Annotated in this window: 12 protein-coding genes and 1 riboswitch; of the genes, 9 read left to right on the top strand and 3 right to left on the bottom strand. The window is 72.9% G+C overall.

What is annotated here, in order from left to right; translation table 11 throughout:
- Positions 1-5: 5 nt before the first annotated feature.
- The 8 genes from tnpA (at position 6) to OIE13_RS17150 (ending at position 6,473) form a co-directional block, all read left to right on the top strand.
- Entirely contained in the window at positions 6-434 is a 429-nt protein-coding gene (tnpA, locus tag OIE13_RS17115; protein ID WP_326830245.1) for an IS200/IS605 family transposase, read from the top strand.
- 321 nt (positions 435-755) lie between these two features.
- A complete protein-coding gene (locus tag OIE13_RS17120) occupies positions 756-1,331 on the top strand; it encodes a MarR family winged helix-turn-helix transcriptional regulator (RefSeq protein ID WP_326638555.1) in 576 nt (191 codons plus the stop codon).
- Between the two features lie 59 nt (positions 1,332-1,390).
- Positions 1,391-2,068 carry an LppX_LprAFG lipoprotein gene (locus OIE13_RS17125; RefSeq protein WP_326638554.1) on the top strand — a complete coding sequence of 226 codons (678 nt, stop codon included), beginning with the start codon at positions 1,391-1,393 and terminating at the stop codon, positions 2,066-2,068.
- The gene (locus OIE13_RS17130; RefSeq protein WP_326638552.1) at positions 2,068-3,627 is read left to right on the top strand and encodes an MFS transporter; all 1,560 of its coding nucleotides are present in this window, start codon (positions 2,068-2,070) and stop codon (positions 3,625-3,627) included. The genes OIE13_RS17125 and OIE13_RS17130 overlap by 1 nt, the downstream gene beginning before the upstream one ends.
- Positions 3,628-3,847: 220 nt before the next feature.
- Positions 3,848-4,264, top strand: coding sequence for a pyridoxamine 5'-phosphate oxidase family protein (locus tag OIE13_RS17135; protein ID WP_326638550.1), 417 nt, complete (start codon positions 3,848-3,850; stop codon positions 4,262-4,264).
- Complete coding sequence (gene cbiT / locus OIE13_RS17140; RefSeq protein ID WP_442816058.1) at positions 4,257-4,946, top strand: precorrin-6Y C5,15-methyltransferase (decarboxylating) subunit CbiT; 690 nt, start codon at positions 4,257-4,259, stop codon at positions 4,944-4,946. The genes OIE13_RS17135 and cbiT overlap by 8 nt, the downstream gene beginning before the upstream one ends.
- Positions 4,943-5,692, top strand: coding sequence for a precorrin-4 C(11)-methyltransferase (cobM, locus tag OIE13_RS17145; RefSeq protein WP_326638548.1), 750 nt, complete (start codon positions 4,943-4,945; stop codon positions 5,690-5,692). The genes cbiT and cobM overlap by 4 nt, the downstream gene beginning before the upstream one ends.
- Before the next feature lie 40 nt (positions 5,693-5,732).
- Positions 5,733-6,473: a cobalt-precorrin-6A reductase gene (locus OIE13_RS17150; RefSeq protein WP_326638546.1), complete on the top strand. Its 741-nt coding sequence runs from the start codon at positions 5,733-5,735 to the stop codon at positions 6,471-6,473.
- On the opposite strand, the gene OIE13_RS17155 is transcribed toward OIE13_RS17150, so the two are convergent.
- Genes OIE13_RS17155 through OIE13_RS17165 form a run of 3 tightly spaced genes read right to left on the bottom strand, consistent with a single transcriptional unit; the run spans position 6,461 to position 10,199 of the window.
- A complete protein-coding gene (locus OIE13_RS17155; protein WP_326830246.1) occupies positions 6,461-8,038 on the bottom strand; it encodes a precorrin-2 C(20)-methyltransferase in 1,578 nt (525 codons plus the stop codon). The genes OIE13_RS17150 and OIE13_RS17155 overlap by 13 nt on opposite strands.
- A gap of 5 nt (positions 8,039-8,043) precedes the next feature.
- Positions 8,044-8,670: a precorrin-8X methylmutase gene (locus tag OIE13_RS17160; protein WP_326638542.1), complete on the bottom strand. Its 627-nt coding sequence runs from the start codon at positions 8,668-8,670 to the stop codon at positions 8,044-8,046.
- A complete protein-coding gene (locus tag OIE13_RS17165; protein ID WP_326638541.1) occupies positions 8,667-10,199 on the bottom strand; it encodes a precorrin-3B synthase in 1,533 nt (510 codons plus the stop codon). The genes OIE13_RS17160 and OIE13_RS17165 overlap by 4 nt, the downstream gene beginning before the upstream one ends.
- Before the next feature lie 74 nt (positions 10,200-10,273).
- A riboswitch (cobalamin riboswitch) is annotated at positions 10,274-10,476 on the top strand.
- Between the two features lie 176 nt (positions 10,477-10,652).
- Between OIE13_RS17165 and cobN the strand changes: the two genes are divergently transcribed.
- The gene (gene cobN / locus OIE13_RS17170) at positions 10,653-14,396 is read left to right on the top strand and encodes a cobaltochelatase subunit CobN (protein WP_326830247.1); all 3,744 of its coding nucleotides are present in this window, start codon (positions 10,653-10,655) and stop codon (positions 14,394-14,396) included.
- Positions 14,397-14,449: the final 53 nt, after the last annotated feature.

A 14,449-nucleotide genomic window follows, 5' to 3' on the forward strand; every position in this document is an offset into this window, starting at 1 on the left:
TGTCTATGTCACCTCGATGGGAGCCAGACCCTGATGTGAGGAGGGGTCGTAGCGTCGTCTACAACCTTCATGTTCATCTTGTCTTCGTCACTAAGTATCGGCGTGATGTCCTTCACGATGCGATGCTCGTCCGCTGCGAGGAGGTCATGCGGGAGGTGTGCGCCCAGCTCGGCGCGGCCCTGCGGGAGTTCAACGGCGAGGAAGACCATGTGCACCTGCTTGTGCACTACCCGCCCAAGCTGTCGATCTCGACTCTGGTCAACCGGCTCAAGGGCGTCTCGGCGCATTACCTGCGCAAGGAGTTCACCGGCCGGATCGACCGGCACATCATGCACGGTCACCTGTGGTCGCCGTCGTACTTCGCCGGCTCGTGCGGCGGCGCACCACTGGAGATCATCGGCGAGTACATCGAGAGCCAGAAACGCCCGGACTAACGTCCGGACGCAGGAAGGGAAGCCATTCCTCCCGGCCCTGAACGGCCGGGATTCCTGGCTAGATCTTGTTGAATGCGACGCTAACGCGTCGCGGTGAGGCCGCTCAGACCCGGCTCCTTCCCTCGTCGACCGGGGCCGCTCGTTCCTCGCAACCCCGCTCTCCTCAGTCCAGTCGCCGGCGCGGCCTCACGGGTAGTCCCTCAGGAAGGTGTGAGGGCGCGTCCCTGTGGACGCCTTCCTGACCGGTCGCCGACTCGGGCTCACCGGACATCACACCACCTACCACGAGTGATCGATGCCTTCTGAGGTAGGTTCTGATCCATGCCCCTGAAGCAGGCTCCGCCCGGCGGGCGGAGCGGACGGCCGGGAGATGGATCCGCCGAAGTCACCGCGACCGCCGCCGCCGCGGGGAACGAGAGTGGTGAGCGACCGGTGAACGACGAGAGGCACCGCTGGCTGTCGCCGATCGAGCAGCGGGCGTGGCGTGCCCACCTCGCCGTGCACAAGCTCCTCGAACACCGCCTCGACCGCGAACTCCAGCCCTTCGGGCTCTCGGTGAACGACTACGAGATCCTGGTGAACCTGTCGGAGACCCCCGATCACCGCATGCGGATGAGCGATCTGGCGGACGCCACGATCCAGTCCCGCAGCCGGCTGTCACACCAGATCTCCCGGATGGAGGCCGCCGGCCTGGTCGCCAGGGAGACCTGCGCCGACGACAGGCGCGGCACCTTCGCCGTCCTCACCGAACAGGGCTGGGACACCATCAAGAAGGTCGCGCCGCACCACGTGGCCAGCGTGCGCCGGCACTTCATCGACCTGCTCACCGACGATCAGCTGATCGAGCTGGAAACCGCCTACGCTCCGGTGGTGGAGCATCTCAAAAACATTCGCTGACGCGAAACCGATACCGCCCGTACTCCCTTAGTAGACCGCACTGTCGTTACGATCCGCCCATGTCAGCTCGCCGGATCTTCATCGCCGCGGTGATCACCGCGTGCTCCCTGGTCACCGCCTGCAGCGGCGGCGCCTCCGACGCCACGGCGGCTCTTCCCAGCGGAGCCGAACTGGTCAAGAAGTCCGCGGAGGCGACACGTGCCGTGAAGTCCGCGACCTTTTCCATGGAGACCGAGGGCGCCCCCCCGGTACCGGTCAAGAAGGCCTCCGGCCGCCTCAGCGGGACCGGCGACGCGGACGGCACCATCCAGATCGACGTGGCGGGCAGTCTCCAGGAGATCAGCTTCGTACTGATCGGAGAGACCGTCCACTTCAAGGGGGTGACCGGAGGCTTCCAGAAGATGTCGCGGAGCCAGCTGGCGGCGATCTACGACCCGTCCGCCATCCTCAACCCGGAGAAGGGCGTCGTACAGCTGCTGAGCAACGCGCTGGACCCGAAGACCCAGGCGGCCGAGAAGGTGAACGGCGCCGACGCCTACCGGGTCTCGGCGACGCTCTCCCAGCAGGTGCTCGCCACGATGGTGCCCGGCCTCGCGCAGAGCGTCGACGGCACGCTCTGGATCGACAAGGCCACCAGCCACCTGCTCAAGGCGGATCTGCCACTGACCGGCGGCAAGGTGATCGTGCTCTTCGGCGACTACGACGTCCCGGTCCAGGTCACCGCCCCGGCCCAGTGATGGTGACCCGCACCGCCGTTACGGGCGGCGGCCGTGCGGCCCGGCGGCGGGTCGCTCTCGGCGTCGGCGGTACCGCGGTACTGCTGGCGGCGCTGGACGCGTACGTCGTGGTCACGGTCCTCATCGACATCGCCAAGGACGTCGACGTCCCGCTCAACCACATGGAGCGGGCCACCCCGATCGTCACCGGCTTCCTGCTCGGCTACATCGCGGCCATGCCTTTGCTCGGCCAGCTCTCCGACCGCTACGGCAGGCGCCCGCTCATCCAGCTCTGCCTGGCGGGCTTCGCGGCGGGCTCGGTGGTCACCGCGCTGGGCGAGACGGTGCCCTGGCTGGTCGCCGGGCGGGCCCTGCAGGGGGTCGCGGGCGGCGCGCTGCTGCCCATCACCATGGCTCTGATCGGAGACCTGTGGGATGAGGACGAACGCCCGGTGGCACTCGGCGCCGTGGGGTCGGCCCAGGAGCTCGGCAGCGTGCTGGGCCCCCTGTACGGCGCGGCCCTCGCCACCCTGATCCCGCCCACCCTCCAGCTCGGCGGGGTGCAGCTCGGCGGCTGGCGGTCCATCTTCTGGCTGAACATCCCGCTGGTTGCCCTGGCCGCGATCGCCGTACAGCGGTCGGTGCCGCCGCCCGCCCGTGACCGGGCCGGCGGGAGCGGCGGCCGCGTCGACGTGGTCGGCGGGCTGCTGCTGGCCCTCGCGCTCGGCCTGCTCGTGGCGGGTCTCTACAACCCCGACCCGAGCGGGTCGGTCCTCCCGCCGTGGGGCCTGCCGATGATCGTCGCCGGCGTCGTGTCCGGCGTCGTCTTCGTCGTCTGGGAGATACGTGCCAAAACCCGGTTGATCGACATGGCGGGGGTGCTGCGCGGCCCGTTCTTCGCCACGCTCGGCGTCAGCTTCCTGACCGGCGCCGCGCTGCTCGTCACCCTGGTCGACGTGCAACTGTCGGCCCAGACTCTGCTGCGGCTGGAGACCCTGGACGGCGCCCTGGTGCTGTCGCGCTTCCTCCTCGCGCTCTCCGTGGCCGCCCTGGCGGGCGGGCCGGCGGCCCGCCGGTACGGCGAGCGCACGGTGACGGTGATCGGGCTGGCACTGGCCACGATCGGATACGTGCGCATCGGCCAGTGGCCGCTGGACCTCGCCTCGGCCGGATACCGCATGGACGCCGATCTGATCGTCGCCGGCCTGGGCCTCGGCCTGGTGATCGCGCCGGTCTCCTCCGCGGTGCTGCGCGCCGTCCCCTCCGCCCAGCACGGGGTGGCCTCGGCGGCGGTGGTCGTGGCCCGGATGATGGGCATGCTGCTCGGCGTCGCCGGGCTGTCGGCGTGGGGCTTCCACCGTTTCCAGTCCCTCACCGCCGACCTGGACACGCCGCTGCCGTTCGGCGTGGAGCCCGCCGTGTACGCCACCCGGCTCGCCGAGTACGAGGGCAAGGTCAGGGCGGCGCTGCACACCGAGTACAGCGAGATCTTCCTGATCACCGCCGCCCTGTGCGGGGTGGGCGTGCTGGTCGCGCTGCTGCTGCCGCCGCGCGGATCCGGGTCCGCGGACCCGGTCTGACCCGGGCGGCGGAACAGCCCGGCGGCTACGCCCACACCGTGATCGGCCCGCTGTGAAGGCACCTGGTCTCGGCCGCCGCCTTCGTCTCCGACTACACTCTGGCCCCGCCACGGGTGACGTGCGGCGCGCCCCACCCGGCACCGGGAGGGAGCATCCCGCGACGGTACGCACGGGGTTCGATTCATCGGTGAACGCACCGACGACTACTTGGGGTGACGTGATGCTTGTGGGGGCCACGCGGCCGGACCTGGCCGGACTCGGCGAAGGGTTCGGCGCCTTCTGGCGTGAGCGGCACCTGTGCACGCTGACCACCGTCCGTTCCGACGGGACGCCGCACGTGGTGCCCGTCGGGGTGACACTCGACGCCGGCACGGCGATCGCCCGGGTGATCACCTCGCGCGGGTCGTACAAGGCCCGGCTGGTGGCCGCCGGGGGTCCGGCGGGCGTGCCGGCCGCCGTCTGCCAGGTCGACGGGCGGCGCTGGTCCACCCTGGAAGGGCGTGCGGTGCTCCGGGACACCCCCGAGGAGGTCGCCGACGCCGAGCGCCGGTACGCGCTGCGCTACCGCGCGCCCCGGGTGAACCCCGAACGTGTCGTGATTGAGATCCGGGTCACCCAGGTGCTCGGCAATGTCTGAGGCGACGTCCGAGACGACGTCCGAGGCGACGTCCAAGGCGACGTCCAAGGCGACGTCCAAGGCGACGTCCAAGGCGATACCTGGCCCGGGGGACATCGGGGTGGTCCCGCTCCCCCGCGTCCCCGGGCTGCCGGATGAGGCGTTCGAGCACGACGGGCAGCTGACCAAGCGCGAGGTGAGGGCGGTCACCATGTCCCGCCTGGCGCCCGTCCCCGGCGAGCTGCTGTGGGACGTCGGCGCGGGCGCGGGGAGCATCGCGATCGAGTGGATGCGCTGCCATCCCGCGTGCCGGGCCGTCGCGGTGGAGAGCCGCCGGGACCGGGCGGAGCGGGCCGCGCGCAACGCGGCCACCCTGGGGGTGCCCGATCTGGAGATCGTCGTCGGAGCGGCCCCCGAGGCGCTCGCCCACCTGGCCGTGCCCGACGCCGTCTTCGTCGGCGGCGGCGCGACGGCCCCCGGCGTGCTGAGCACCTGCTGGGCGGCGCTCAGGCCGGGCGGCAGGCTGGTGGTCAACGCGGTGACCCTGGAGTCCGAGGCGGTCGTGGCCGACTGGTACGGCAGGCACGGCGGAGACCTGGTACGCCTCGCGATCGGCCGCGCAGCCCCGGTCGGCGGCTTCACCGGCTGGCGGACGATGATGCCGGTGACCGTCTGGTCATCGGTCAAGGAGGAGGAGTCTTGACGGCCAGGGTGCACTTCGTCGGAGCGGGCCCCGGAGCCGCCGACCTCGTCACGGTGCGCGGTCTGCGGATGATCGCCTCGTCCCCGGTGTGCCTGTACGCCGGGTCGCTGGTACCGCGCGAGCTGCTGGACGACTGCCCGCCCGGGGCACGGCTGGTGGACACGGCCGGGCTCACCCTCGATGAGATCATCACCGAGATGGCCGGCGCGCACGCGGCCGGACTGGACGTCGCCCGGCTGCACTCGGGCGACCCCTCCGTCTTCAGCGCGATGGCCGAGCAGATGCGGCGGCTGGACGCGCTCGGCATCCCGTACGACGTGGTGCCGGGCGTCCCGGCCTTCGCGGCCGCGGCGGCCTCGCTGAAGCGGGAGCTCACCGTGCCGGGAGTCGGGCAGTCGATCATCCTCACCCGTACGTCCGCGCGTGCCACGCCGATGCCGGAGGGCGAGGAGCTGGCCACGCTCGGCGCGAGCCGGGCGACCATGGTGCTGCACCTGGCCGTGCAGCGGATCGAGGCGGTCGTCACGGAGCTGCTCCCCTCCTACGGCGCCGACTGCCCGGTGGCGGTGGTGGCCCGGGCGAGCCGGGACGACGAGGTGATCCTGCGGGGCACCCTGGCCGACGTCGCCGAGCGGGTCAGAGCCGCCGGGGTACTGCGCACGGCCGTGATCGTGGTCGGGCGGGTGCTGACGGCCTCGGCGTTCCCCGACAGCCACCTCTACTCGGCGGACAGGTGCCGGGATTGACCGGCGACAACCCGCTCCGCGGGGCGAAGGTGAGCGGCCGATGAGACGCCTGCTGATCCTGGGAGGCACCGCGGAGGCCAGGGCACTGGCCGCCCGGCTGGCCGGGCGGCCGGATCTGCGAGTGGTCTCCTCCCTGGCGGGCAGGGTGGCCAACCCCAGGCTCCCGGTCGGTGAGGTACGCGAGGGTGGATTCGGCGGCCCCGAGGGGCTCGCCGCCTGGTTGCGAGAGCACGCGATCGACGTGGTCGTCGACGCCACCCACCCGTTCGCCCAGCGGATGACCGCCTCGGCCGTCGCGGCCTCCACGGGCACCGGGGTGCCGCTGCTGGTGCTGCGCCGTCCCGGCTGGCACCAGGGTCCGGACGACGACTGGCGCTGGGTGCCCACGCTTGAGGCCGCCGCCTGTCTGCTGCCCGGTCTGGGGGAACGGGTGTTCCTCACCACCGGCCGCCGCAGCCTGGCCGTGTTCACCGGTCTTGACCTGTGGTTCCTGGCCAGGTCCGTCGATCCGCCCGAGCCGCCGCTGCCCGGCCGGACGGTGATCGTGCTCTCCCGTGGGCCGTACACCCTGCGCGGAGAGCTGGAGCTGATGCGCGAGCACCGCGTCGAGGTGCTGGTGACCAAGGACAGCGGCGGCGAGATGACCACCGCCAAGCTGGCCGCCGCGCGGGAGCTGGGGATTCCGGTGGTCATCGTACGGCGGCCGCCGATCCCCGGCGGCGTCCCGCTGACCGGCACCGCCGAGGAGGCCGCAGCCTGGGTGGAATCTCAGCTGGGATAGCGGCGCGGGGTGTAGACGACGGGCCGTCCACCACGCTCGGTGAGCCGGGTGGTGGACGAGCCCACGATCAGCAGGCAGCGCATGTCGATCTCGGCGGGGTCGAGGCCGGCCAGCTCGACGACGCGGACGCTCTCCCGCGGGCCGCCGACGTCCCGTCCGATGACGACGGGCGTGTGCGGCGACCGGTGTTCGAGCAGCAGGTCGCGCATGGCGGCCACCTGCCAGGTACGGCTCCGCGAGGCCGGGTTGTAGATCGCCAGCACCAGGTCGGCCCTGGCGGCGGCGGTGATCCGATCCGCGACGACCTCCCACGGCTTGAGCAGGTCGGACAACGACAGCACGCAGAAGTCATGGCCGAGCGGAGCCCCCGCCCGGCTCGCCACCGCCTGCGCGGCGGTCAGGCCGGGCAGCACGCGCACGTCGACGTCGGCGAACCTCGGCTCGGACGCGACCTCGAGCACCGCGCTGGCCATGGCGAACACCCCCGGATCTCCCGAGGAGACCACGGCCACCCGTGATCCGGCGACGGCCAGCTCCAGCGCGTGCGCGGCGCGCTCGGCCTCGGCCCGGTTGTCCGTGGGGTGGCGGCGCTGGCGCGGGTTGGGGGGCACCCGGTCGAGGTAGGGCCCGTAGCCGACCAGCGTGTCGGCCGAGGCGAGGGCGTCCTGCGCCTCGGGGGTCAGCCACGGCCGCCCGGCGGGGCCGAGCCCCACCACGACAACCTCGCCGCGCCGCCCGTTCCCGGCCTCCGCCAGGAGCGGGGTGGTGTCGGCCCGGGCTGTGAGCGGGTCGCGGGAGGCCTCCTGACGGTGGTCGCCCGTGGTCTCCGCCGTCAGAGGTGTGAGCGGGCTGGGCAGCAGGGCGAGGGAGAAGTACGGGACCGACGCCGGGTCGACGTCCGCCAGCGGCTCGATGCGCTGCTTACCGGTGGTGGCCCGTTCGACGTACCAGGCGTCGTCGAGGCGACCGGCCTCGGCGAAGGCGGTGCGGACCTTCTCGAAGGTCCTGCCGAGTTTCAGCACCGCGGCCGAGTCGGCGGCGGCCAGCCGCTCGGCCAGCACGTCCGCCGGGAGCGTGCCGGGCAGCACGGTCAGCGTCTCGTCCCGCTCGACCAGCGGGCGGCCGAGCACCGCGGCGGCCCCGCTGACGGAGGTCACCCCCGGCACCACCTCGGTCGGGTACCGGTGCGCGAGCCGCTTGTGCATGTGCATGTAGGAGCCGTAGAAGAGCGGGTCGCCCTCGCAGAGCACCACCACGTCGCGCCCGGCGTCCAGGTGCGCGGCCAGCCGCACGGCGCAGTCGGCGTAGAAGTCGTCGAGCGCGCCCTGGTATCCGCCGGGGTGGTCGGTGGTCTCGGTGGTCACCGGGTAGATCAGCGCCTCCTCGACCTGGTCTCCCCGCAGGTAGGGCAGGGCCACCGACCTGGCGATGCTCCGCCCGTGCCTGGCGCTGTGGTAGGCGATCACGTCGGCCGCGCCGAGCAGCCTGGCCGCCTTCACCGTCACCAGCTCCGGATCTCCCGGCCCCAGACCGACCCCGTACAGGCACCCGAGATCCCCGCTCAACCCGCTCACTCCTCTTCGCTCGCGATCGCGTTGACGGCGGCCGCCGCCATCGCGCTGCCGCCCCTGCGGCCGTGGACCACCAGGTGGTCGAGTCCGGCCGGATGCTCGGCCAGGGCCAGCTTCGACTCCGCGGCCCCGATGAAGCCGACAGGCACGCCCAGCACCGCGGCCGGGCGTCCGGCACCCTCCTCGACCAGTTCGAGCAGGCGGAACAGCGCGGTCGGCGCGTTGCCGATCGCGACCACCGCGCCGTCGAGCCGGTCGCGCCACAGTTCCAGCGCCGCGGCGCTACGGGTGGTGCCCAGCCGCAGTGCCAGCTCCGGGACCCGTGGGTCGCCGAGCGTACAGATCACCTCGTTGTCCTTCGGAAGCCGTCGCCTGGTGACGCCGGAGGCGACCATCATGGCGTCGCACAGCACGGGCGCGCCGTCGCGTAGCGCCTCGCGCGCCGCCGTGACGACTCCCGGCGACCACGCGAGGTCGTCGACGAGGTCGACCATGCCGCAGGCGTGCACCATGCGGACCGCGACCTGGGCGACGCCCGGCGGCATGCCGCCCAGGTTGGTCTCCGCGCGGATGGTGGCGAAGGAGCGGCGGTAGATCTCCGCCCCGTCCCTGATGTAGTCGATCACGTTCCCTCTCTGGTCGCCGCCACCGCGGCGCTCGTCTGCTCGGCGTCGGCGAACGTACGGCTCACATCGTCCGCCTCGACGCGGTATCCGTCTCCGGTCGCGACCACGTCCACGACCCGGCCGCGCGGGCGTCCGCACCGCCGCTCACAGCCCGACCAGTGCACGGGGAGCGCACGGGTGAGGCCTCGCGAGGGGTGGACGTCGTCAGGACCGTCCGCACCGGCCTCGGAGCCGGTGTCGCCGGCGTTCGGGTGAACACCCGCGTGGATGTCGGCGTGGATGTAGGTGTGGACGTCGGCGTGAACACCCGCATGGACGTCGGCGTGAACGTCGGCGAGGGCCTTGGCACATCCGGGGCGGCCGGCGCAGGCGGTCAGGCCCAGCCACGGCGACGCCGGATCGCCGACCAGGCCCGCGGCCGTGAGCGTCGCCCGCCGGCCGTCGACCTCCGGCGACGGCAGATCGGGGACGACGATCGTCCGCCACGGTGTCACCCGGACCTCTCCCCCGCCGTGCTCGGCCGCCTGGGCGAGCACCTCCAGCTGGGCCGCCGTGAGCCGCCCGAGCGCGGCGAGAACGGTGAGGGCCGACCTTCCGTCACGCTGCGCGATGACCCCGACCGTGCCGCCGTGCACGGTCCGCCCCCGCCGTACGGCGGGGGCGGCGGCCTGGCGCAGATCCGGTTCCGCCCTGAGCGCGCGGGCCGAGACCCGGCCTGGGCCGTCGGTCAGCTCGGCGAGCCGCCACGCGCCCGCCCCCTGCTCGGCGCGCTCGGCCAGGAACGCCTCGGCGACCGCGAGCATACCGGTGACGGCGGAGGAGACGGGCGTGCGCAGCCCGTGGTCGGCACCGGCGAGCAGCAGCGCCACCTCGGAGACGTCCACCGAGGCGTCCGCCGGATCGACCGGCAGCAGCGTGACGTCCGCGCCGAGAGCCACCATGTCGCCCGAGCCGTCGTCGAGCGCGAACAGGAACCGACCGGGCAGGTCGGCGAGCGCGGGCCGGGCGCAGAGTTCCCCGTCCAACTCGGACACGAGCGGACGGACGTCGAGCATGCTCGCGGGTGCCCGCCCGGCCAGGGGGGAGGCCACGATGTTACGTACCCGCTCGTGCGTGGCCGACGGCAACAGCCCGGCGGCGGCCAGCCGCGCGGCGAAGTCAGGTGCCGGGGAAAGCCGCCGCCCGCCGTCCGGAACGCGCGTGTCACCGTCCACGTCACCGCGTACGGAAACCCCGACCGGAGAAGACTCACCGTCCGGAACGCCCACGTCACCGCGTACGGAAACCCCGACCGGAGAAGACTCACCGTCCGGGGCGTGCGCGTCGTCGCGTGACGGATGCACGGCGGGAAGGGGCTCGCCGTGCTGCGGTGGCAGGCCGCGTACCTGGAGGTTCGCCCTGGAGGTCAGCTCGATCACGCCGGATCCGAGCTCCCGGGCGGCGGCGGCGACCACGCGGAGCTGACGCGCCGTGAGCGCCCCACCGGGAACCCGGATCCGCGCCAGGCCGCCATCGGCCGCAGCATGCACCTGGAGCGCTCCGGGACACGCGTCTGTCCGGGTTCTTCCGGGAGGGTCAGTTATTGACACGCAGTGGATGGTAGCTCCCATTTCTTTACGGATGTCCGCCTGGCATAGTGTGACCCTAGGCGACGGCGCAGGGAGGAAGCCGGTGTGAAACCGGCGCGGTCCCGCCACTGTAACCGGGGAGCGAACCCCACCGAAGGCCACGGTCCGGCAACGGACGGGAAGGCCGGGGTGAGCGTTGATCCGGGAGCCAGGAGACTCCTGCCGTCGCGATGACGACGACCCGGGGCGAGGACCCCGAGGGAGGACTTCTCCATGCGCTCCGTGCCGCCCACCCCCCGATCCCCCGTGTCGCCCGCGTCGCAGGCCGCCGTGTCACCCACCCCCCGATCTCCCGCGCCACCCGCGTCGCAGGCCGCTGTGTCACCCGTGTCGCCCGTGTCGCCGGCGCCGCCCATGCCTTCGGCGCCGCCCTGCGTCCTGCTGCTGTCGACCTCCGACACCGACCTGCTCAGCGCGCGGGCGAGCGGCGCGGACTACCGGCTCGGCAACCCGGCGAGGTTGTCCGCCGAGGACCTGCCCGCGCTGACCGAGGGCACGGACCTTGTGGTCGTGCGACTGCTCGGCGGACGGCGGGCATGGGAGGACGGGCTGGACGCGCTGCTCGCGGGCCGGCGGCCCGTCGTGATCCTCGGCGGCGAGCAGGCCCCCGACGCCGAGCTGATGGAGCTGTCCACGGTGCCCGGCGGCGTCTGCGCCGAGGCGCACGCCTACCTCGCGCACGGCGGCCCCGCGAACCTGGCCCAGTTGCACGCCTTCCTCTCCGACACGGTGCTGCTCACCGGGTACGGCTTCGCGCCGCCCGTGCCCACCCCGAGCTGGGGCCCCCTCGAACGCGTCGCACGGCGCACCGAGGGCCCCGTCATCGGCGTGCTCTACTACCGCGCGCACCACGTCGCGGGCAACACCGCCTTCGTCGAGGCGCTCTGCCTGGCCATCGAGGACGCGGGTGGCCAGGCCCTGCCCGTCTACTGCGGTTCCCTCCGCACCGCCGAGCCCGGCCTGTTCGACACGCTCCGAGCCGCGGACACCCTGGTGGTCACCGTGCTCGCCGCCGGGGGCACCCGCCCGGCGACCGCCTCGGCGGGCGGGGACGACTCCGCGTGGGACGTCGGCGCGCTCGCCGAGCTGGACGTGCCGATCCTGCAGGGCCTCTGCCTGACCACGGGAAGGGACGCCTGGCGGGAGAACGACGACGGCCTGTCCCCGCTCGACGCCGCCTCCCAGGTGGCGATCCCCGAGTTCGACGGGCGGATCATCACCGTGCCGTTCTCCTTCAAGGAGGTCGACGACGAGGGCCTGACCGTGTACGTGGCCGACCCCGAGCGGGCCTCGCGCGTCGCCGGCATCGCCGTACGGCACGGCCTGCTCCGGCATGTCCGAGCGCCGGAACGACGGATCGCGGTGATGCTGTCGGCGTACCCGACCAAGCACGCCAGGATCGGCAACGCGGTCGGCCTGGACACCCCGGCCAGTGTGGTCAGGCTGCTCACGGCCATGGCGGAGGCCGGGTACGACCTCGGGGACGGTTTCCCCGGCGTGGCGGAGCAGGACGGCGACGCGCTGATCCACGCACTGATCGCGGCGGGTGGCCAGGACCAGAACTGGCTCACCGAGGAGCAACTGGCCGCGAACCCGGTGCGGATCCCGGCCGCGCGCTACCGGGCGTGGTTCGAGACGCTGCCCGAGGACCTGCGCCGCGACATCGAGGCGCACTGGGGGCCGCCGCCGGGCGAGTTGTTCGTCGACCGGAGCCGCGATCCCGATGGCGAGATCGTGCTGGCCGCGCTGCGCGCGGGCAACCTCGTGGTGATGGTCCAGCCGCCGCGAGGCTTCGGGGAGAACCCGGTCGCCATCTACCACGACCCCGACCTGCCGCCGAGCCACCACTACCTGGCCGCCTACCGGTGGCTGGCCGACGACTTCGGCGCGCACGCGATCGTGCACGTCGGCAAGCACGGCAACCTGGAGTGGCTGCCCGGCAAGTCGACGGGGATGTCGGCCTCCTGCGGCCCCGACGCGGCGCTCGGCGATCTGCCGCTGGTCTACCCGTTCCTGGTGAACGACCCCGGTGAGGGCACGCAGGCCAAGCGGCGGGCGCACGCCGTACTGGTCGATCATCTGGTGCCGCCGATGGCCCGCGCGGAGACCTACGGCGACATCGCCCGGCTGGAGCAGCTGCTGGACGAGCACGCCTCGATCGCGGCCATGGACCCGGCCAAGCTGCCGGCCATCCGGGCGCAGATCTGGACGCTGATCCAGGCCGCCAGGCTCGACCACGACCTGGGCGTCGACGACCGGCCGCAGGACAGCGGGTTCGACGACTTCCTGCTGCACGTCGACGGGTGGCTCTGCGAGGTCAAGGACGTCCAGATCCGCGACGGCCTGCACGTGCTCGGCAGCGCCCCCGAGGGGAAGGCCCGCGTCGACCTCGTGCTGGCCATGCTCCGCGCCCGCCAGATCTGGGCCGGTCAGGAGGCACTCCCCGGCCTTCGTGAGGCCCTCGGCCTGGCCGAGGACGGCGGCGCCGCGAGGGTGAGCGTGGACGAGGCCGAGTCGCTGGCCCGCGCCCTCGTCGAGGGCATGGAGGAGCGCGGCTGGGACCCGTTCGCCGTCTCCCCCGTCACCGCGTCCGTCCTCGCCGGCAGGAGTGACCACGACTCCGGAGTCCTGGCCGCCAATGACCGCGCCCCCGGAGTCCTGGCCGCCAATGACCGCGCCCCCGGAGTCCTGGCCGCCAATGACCGCGCCCCCGGAGTCCTGGCCGCCAATGACCGCGCCCCCGGAGTCCTGGCCGCCGTGGAGAAGGTGCTCGGGTTCGCAGCCGAGGAGATCGTGCCCCGGCTCGCCAGGACCACGGACGAGATCGGCGCGGTGCTGCACGCGCTCGACGGCGGTTACGTCCCCGCCGGGCCGAGCGGGTCGCCGCTGCGCGGGCTGATCAACGTGCTGCCGACCGGGCGGAACTTCTACTCCGTCGATCCCCGGGCGGTGCCCAGCAGGCTGGCGTGGGAGACCGGGCAGGCCATGGCCGACTCCCTGCTGGAGCGGTACCGCTCCGACACCGGTGAGTGGCCGCGCAGCGTCGGGCTGTCGGTCTGGGGCACCAGCGCCATGCGCACGGCGGGCGACGACGTGGCGGAGGTGCTCGCGCTGCTCGGCGTGCGGCCGGTGTGGGACGAGGCGTCCCGCCGGGTCAGCGGCCTCGAACCGGTCCCGCTCACCGAGCTCGGCCGGCCCCGCGTCGACGTGACCGTACGGATCAGCGGGTTCTTCAGGGACGCCTTCCCGCACGTCGTCACCATGCTGGACGACGCCGTACGGCTGGTCGCGGGCCTTGCGGAGGCCGCCGAGGAGAACTACGTGCGGGCGCACGCCGAAGCCGACCTGGCCGCGCACGGCGACGAGCGGCGGGCCACCCTGCGGATCTTCGGCTCCCGTCCTGGCGCCTACGGCGCGGGCCTGCTGCCGCTGATGGAGAGCGGAAACTGGCGCGACGACGCCGACCTGGCCGAGGTGTACGCGGTCTGGGGCGGCTTCGCCTACGGCCGCGACCTCGACGGGACACCGGCGCGGCAGGACATGGAGAGCGCCTACCGGCGGATCGCGGTGGCCGCGAAGAACGTCGACACACGCGAGCACGACATCGCCGACTCCGACGACTACTTCCAGTACCACGGCGGGATGATCGCCACCGTGCGGGCGCTCACCGGCCGGGCACCCGCCGCGTACGTGGGCGACAGCACCCGCCCGGACGCGGTGCGGACCAGGACCCTGCACGAGGAGACCGCGCGGATCTTCCGGGCCAGGGTGGTCAATCCCAACTGGCTGGCGGCGATGCGCAGGCACGGCTACAAGGGCGCGTTCGAGCTGGCCGCCACCGTGGACTACCTGTTCGGCTACGACGCCACAACGGGCGTGATGGCCGACTGGATGTACGACAGGCTGGCCGCCGCCTACGTCCTGGACCCGGAGAACCGGGCGTTCATGGCCGCGTCGAACCCGTGGGCGCTGCACGGCATCGCCGAACGGCTGCTTGAGGCGGCCGACAGGAAGATGTGGGAGCACCCCGACCCCGAGATCATGACGGCCCTACGGGAGGCGTACCTCACCGTCGAGGGCGACCTGGAGGACCGCTGACCCGCTTTCCACGCCGCCCCCGAGGGCAGGACGGCTCAGCCGACGGCCGCCGG

This window comes from Streptosporangium sp. NBC_01810, assembly GCF_035917355.1.
Classification (GTDB): Bacteria; Actinomycetota; Actinomycetes; order Streptosporangiales; family Streptosporangiaceae; genus Streptosporangium.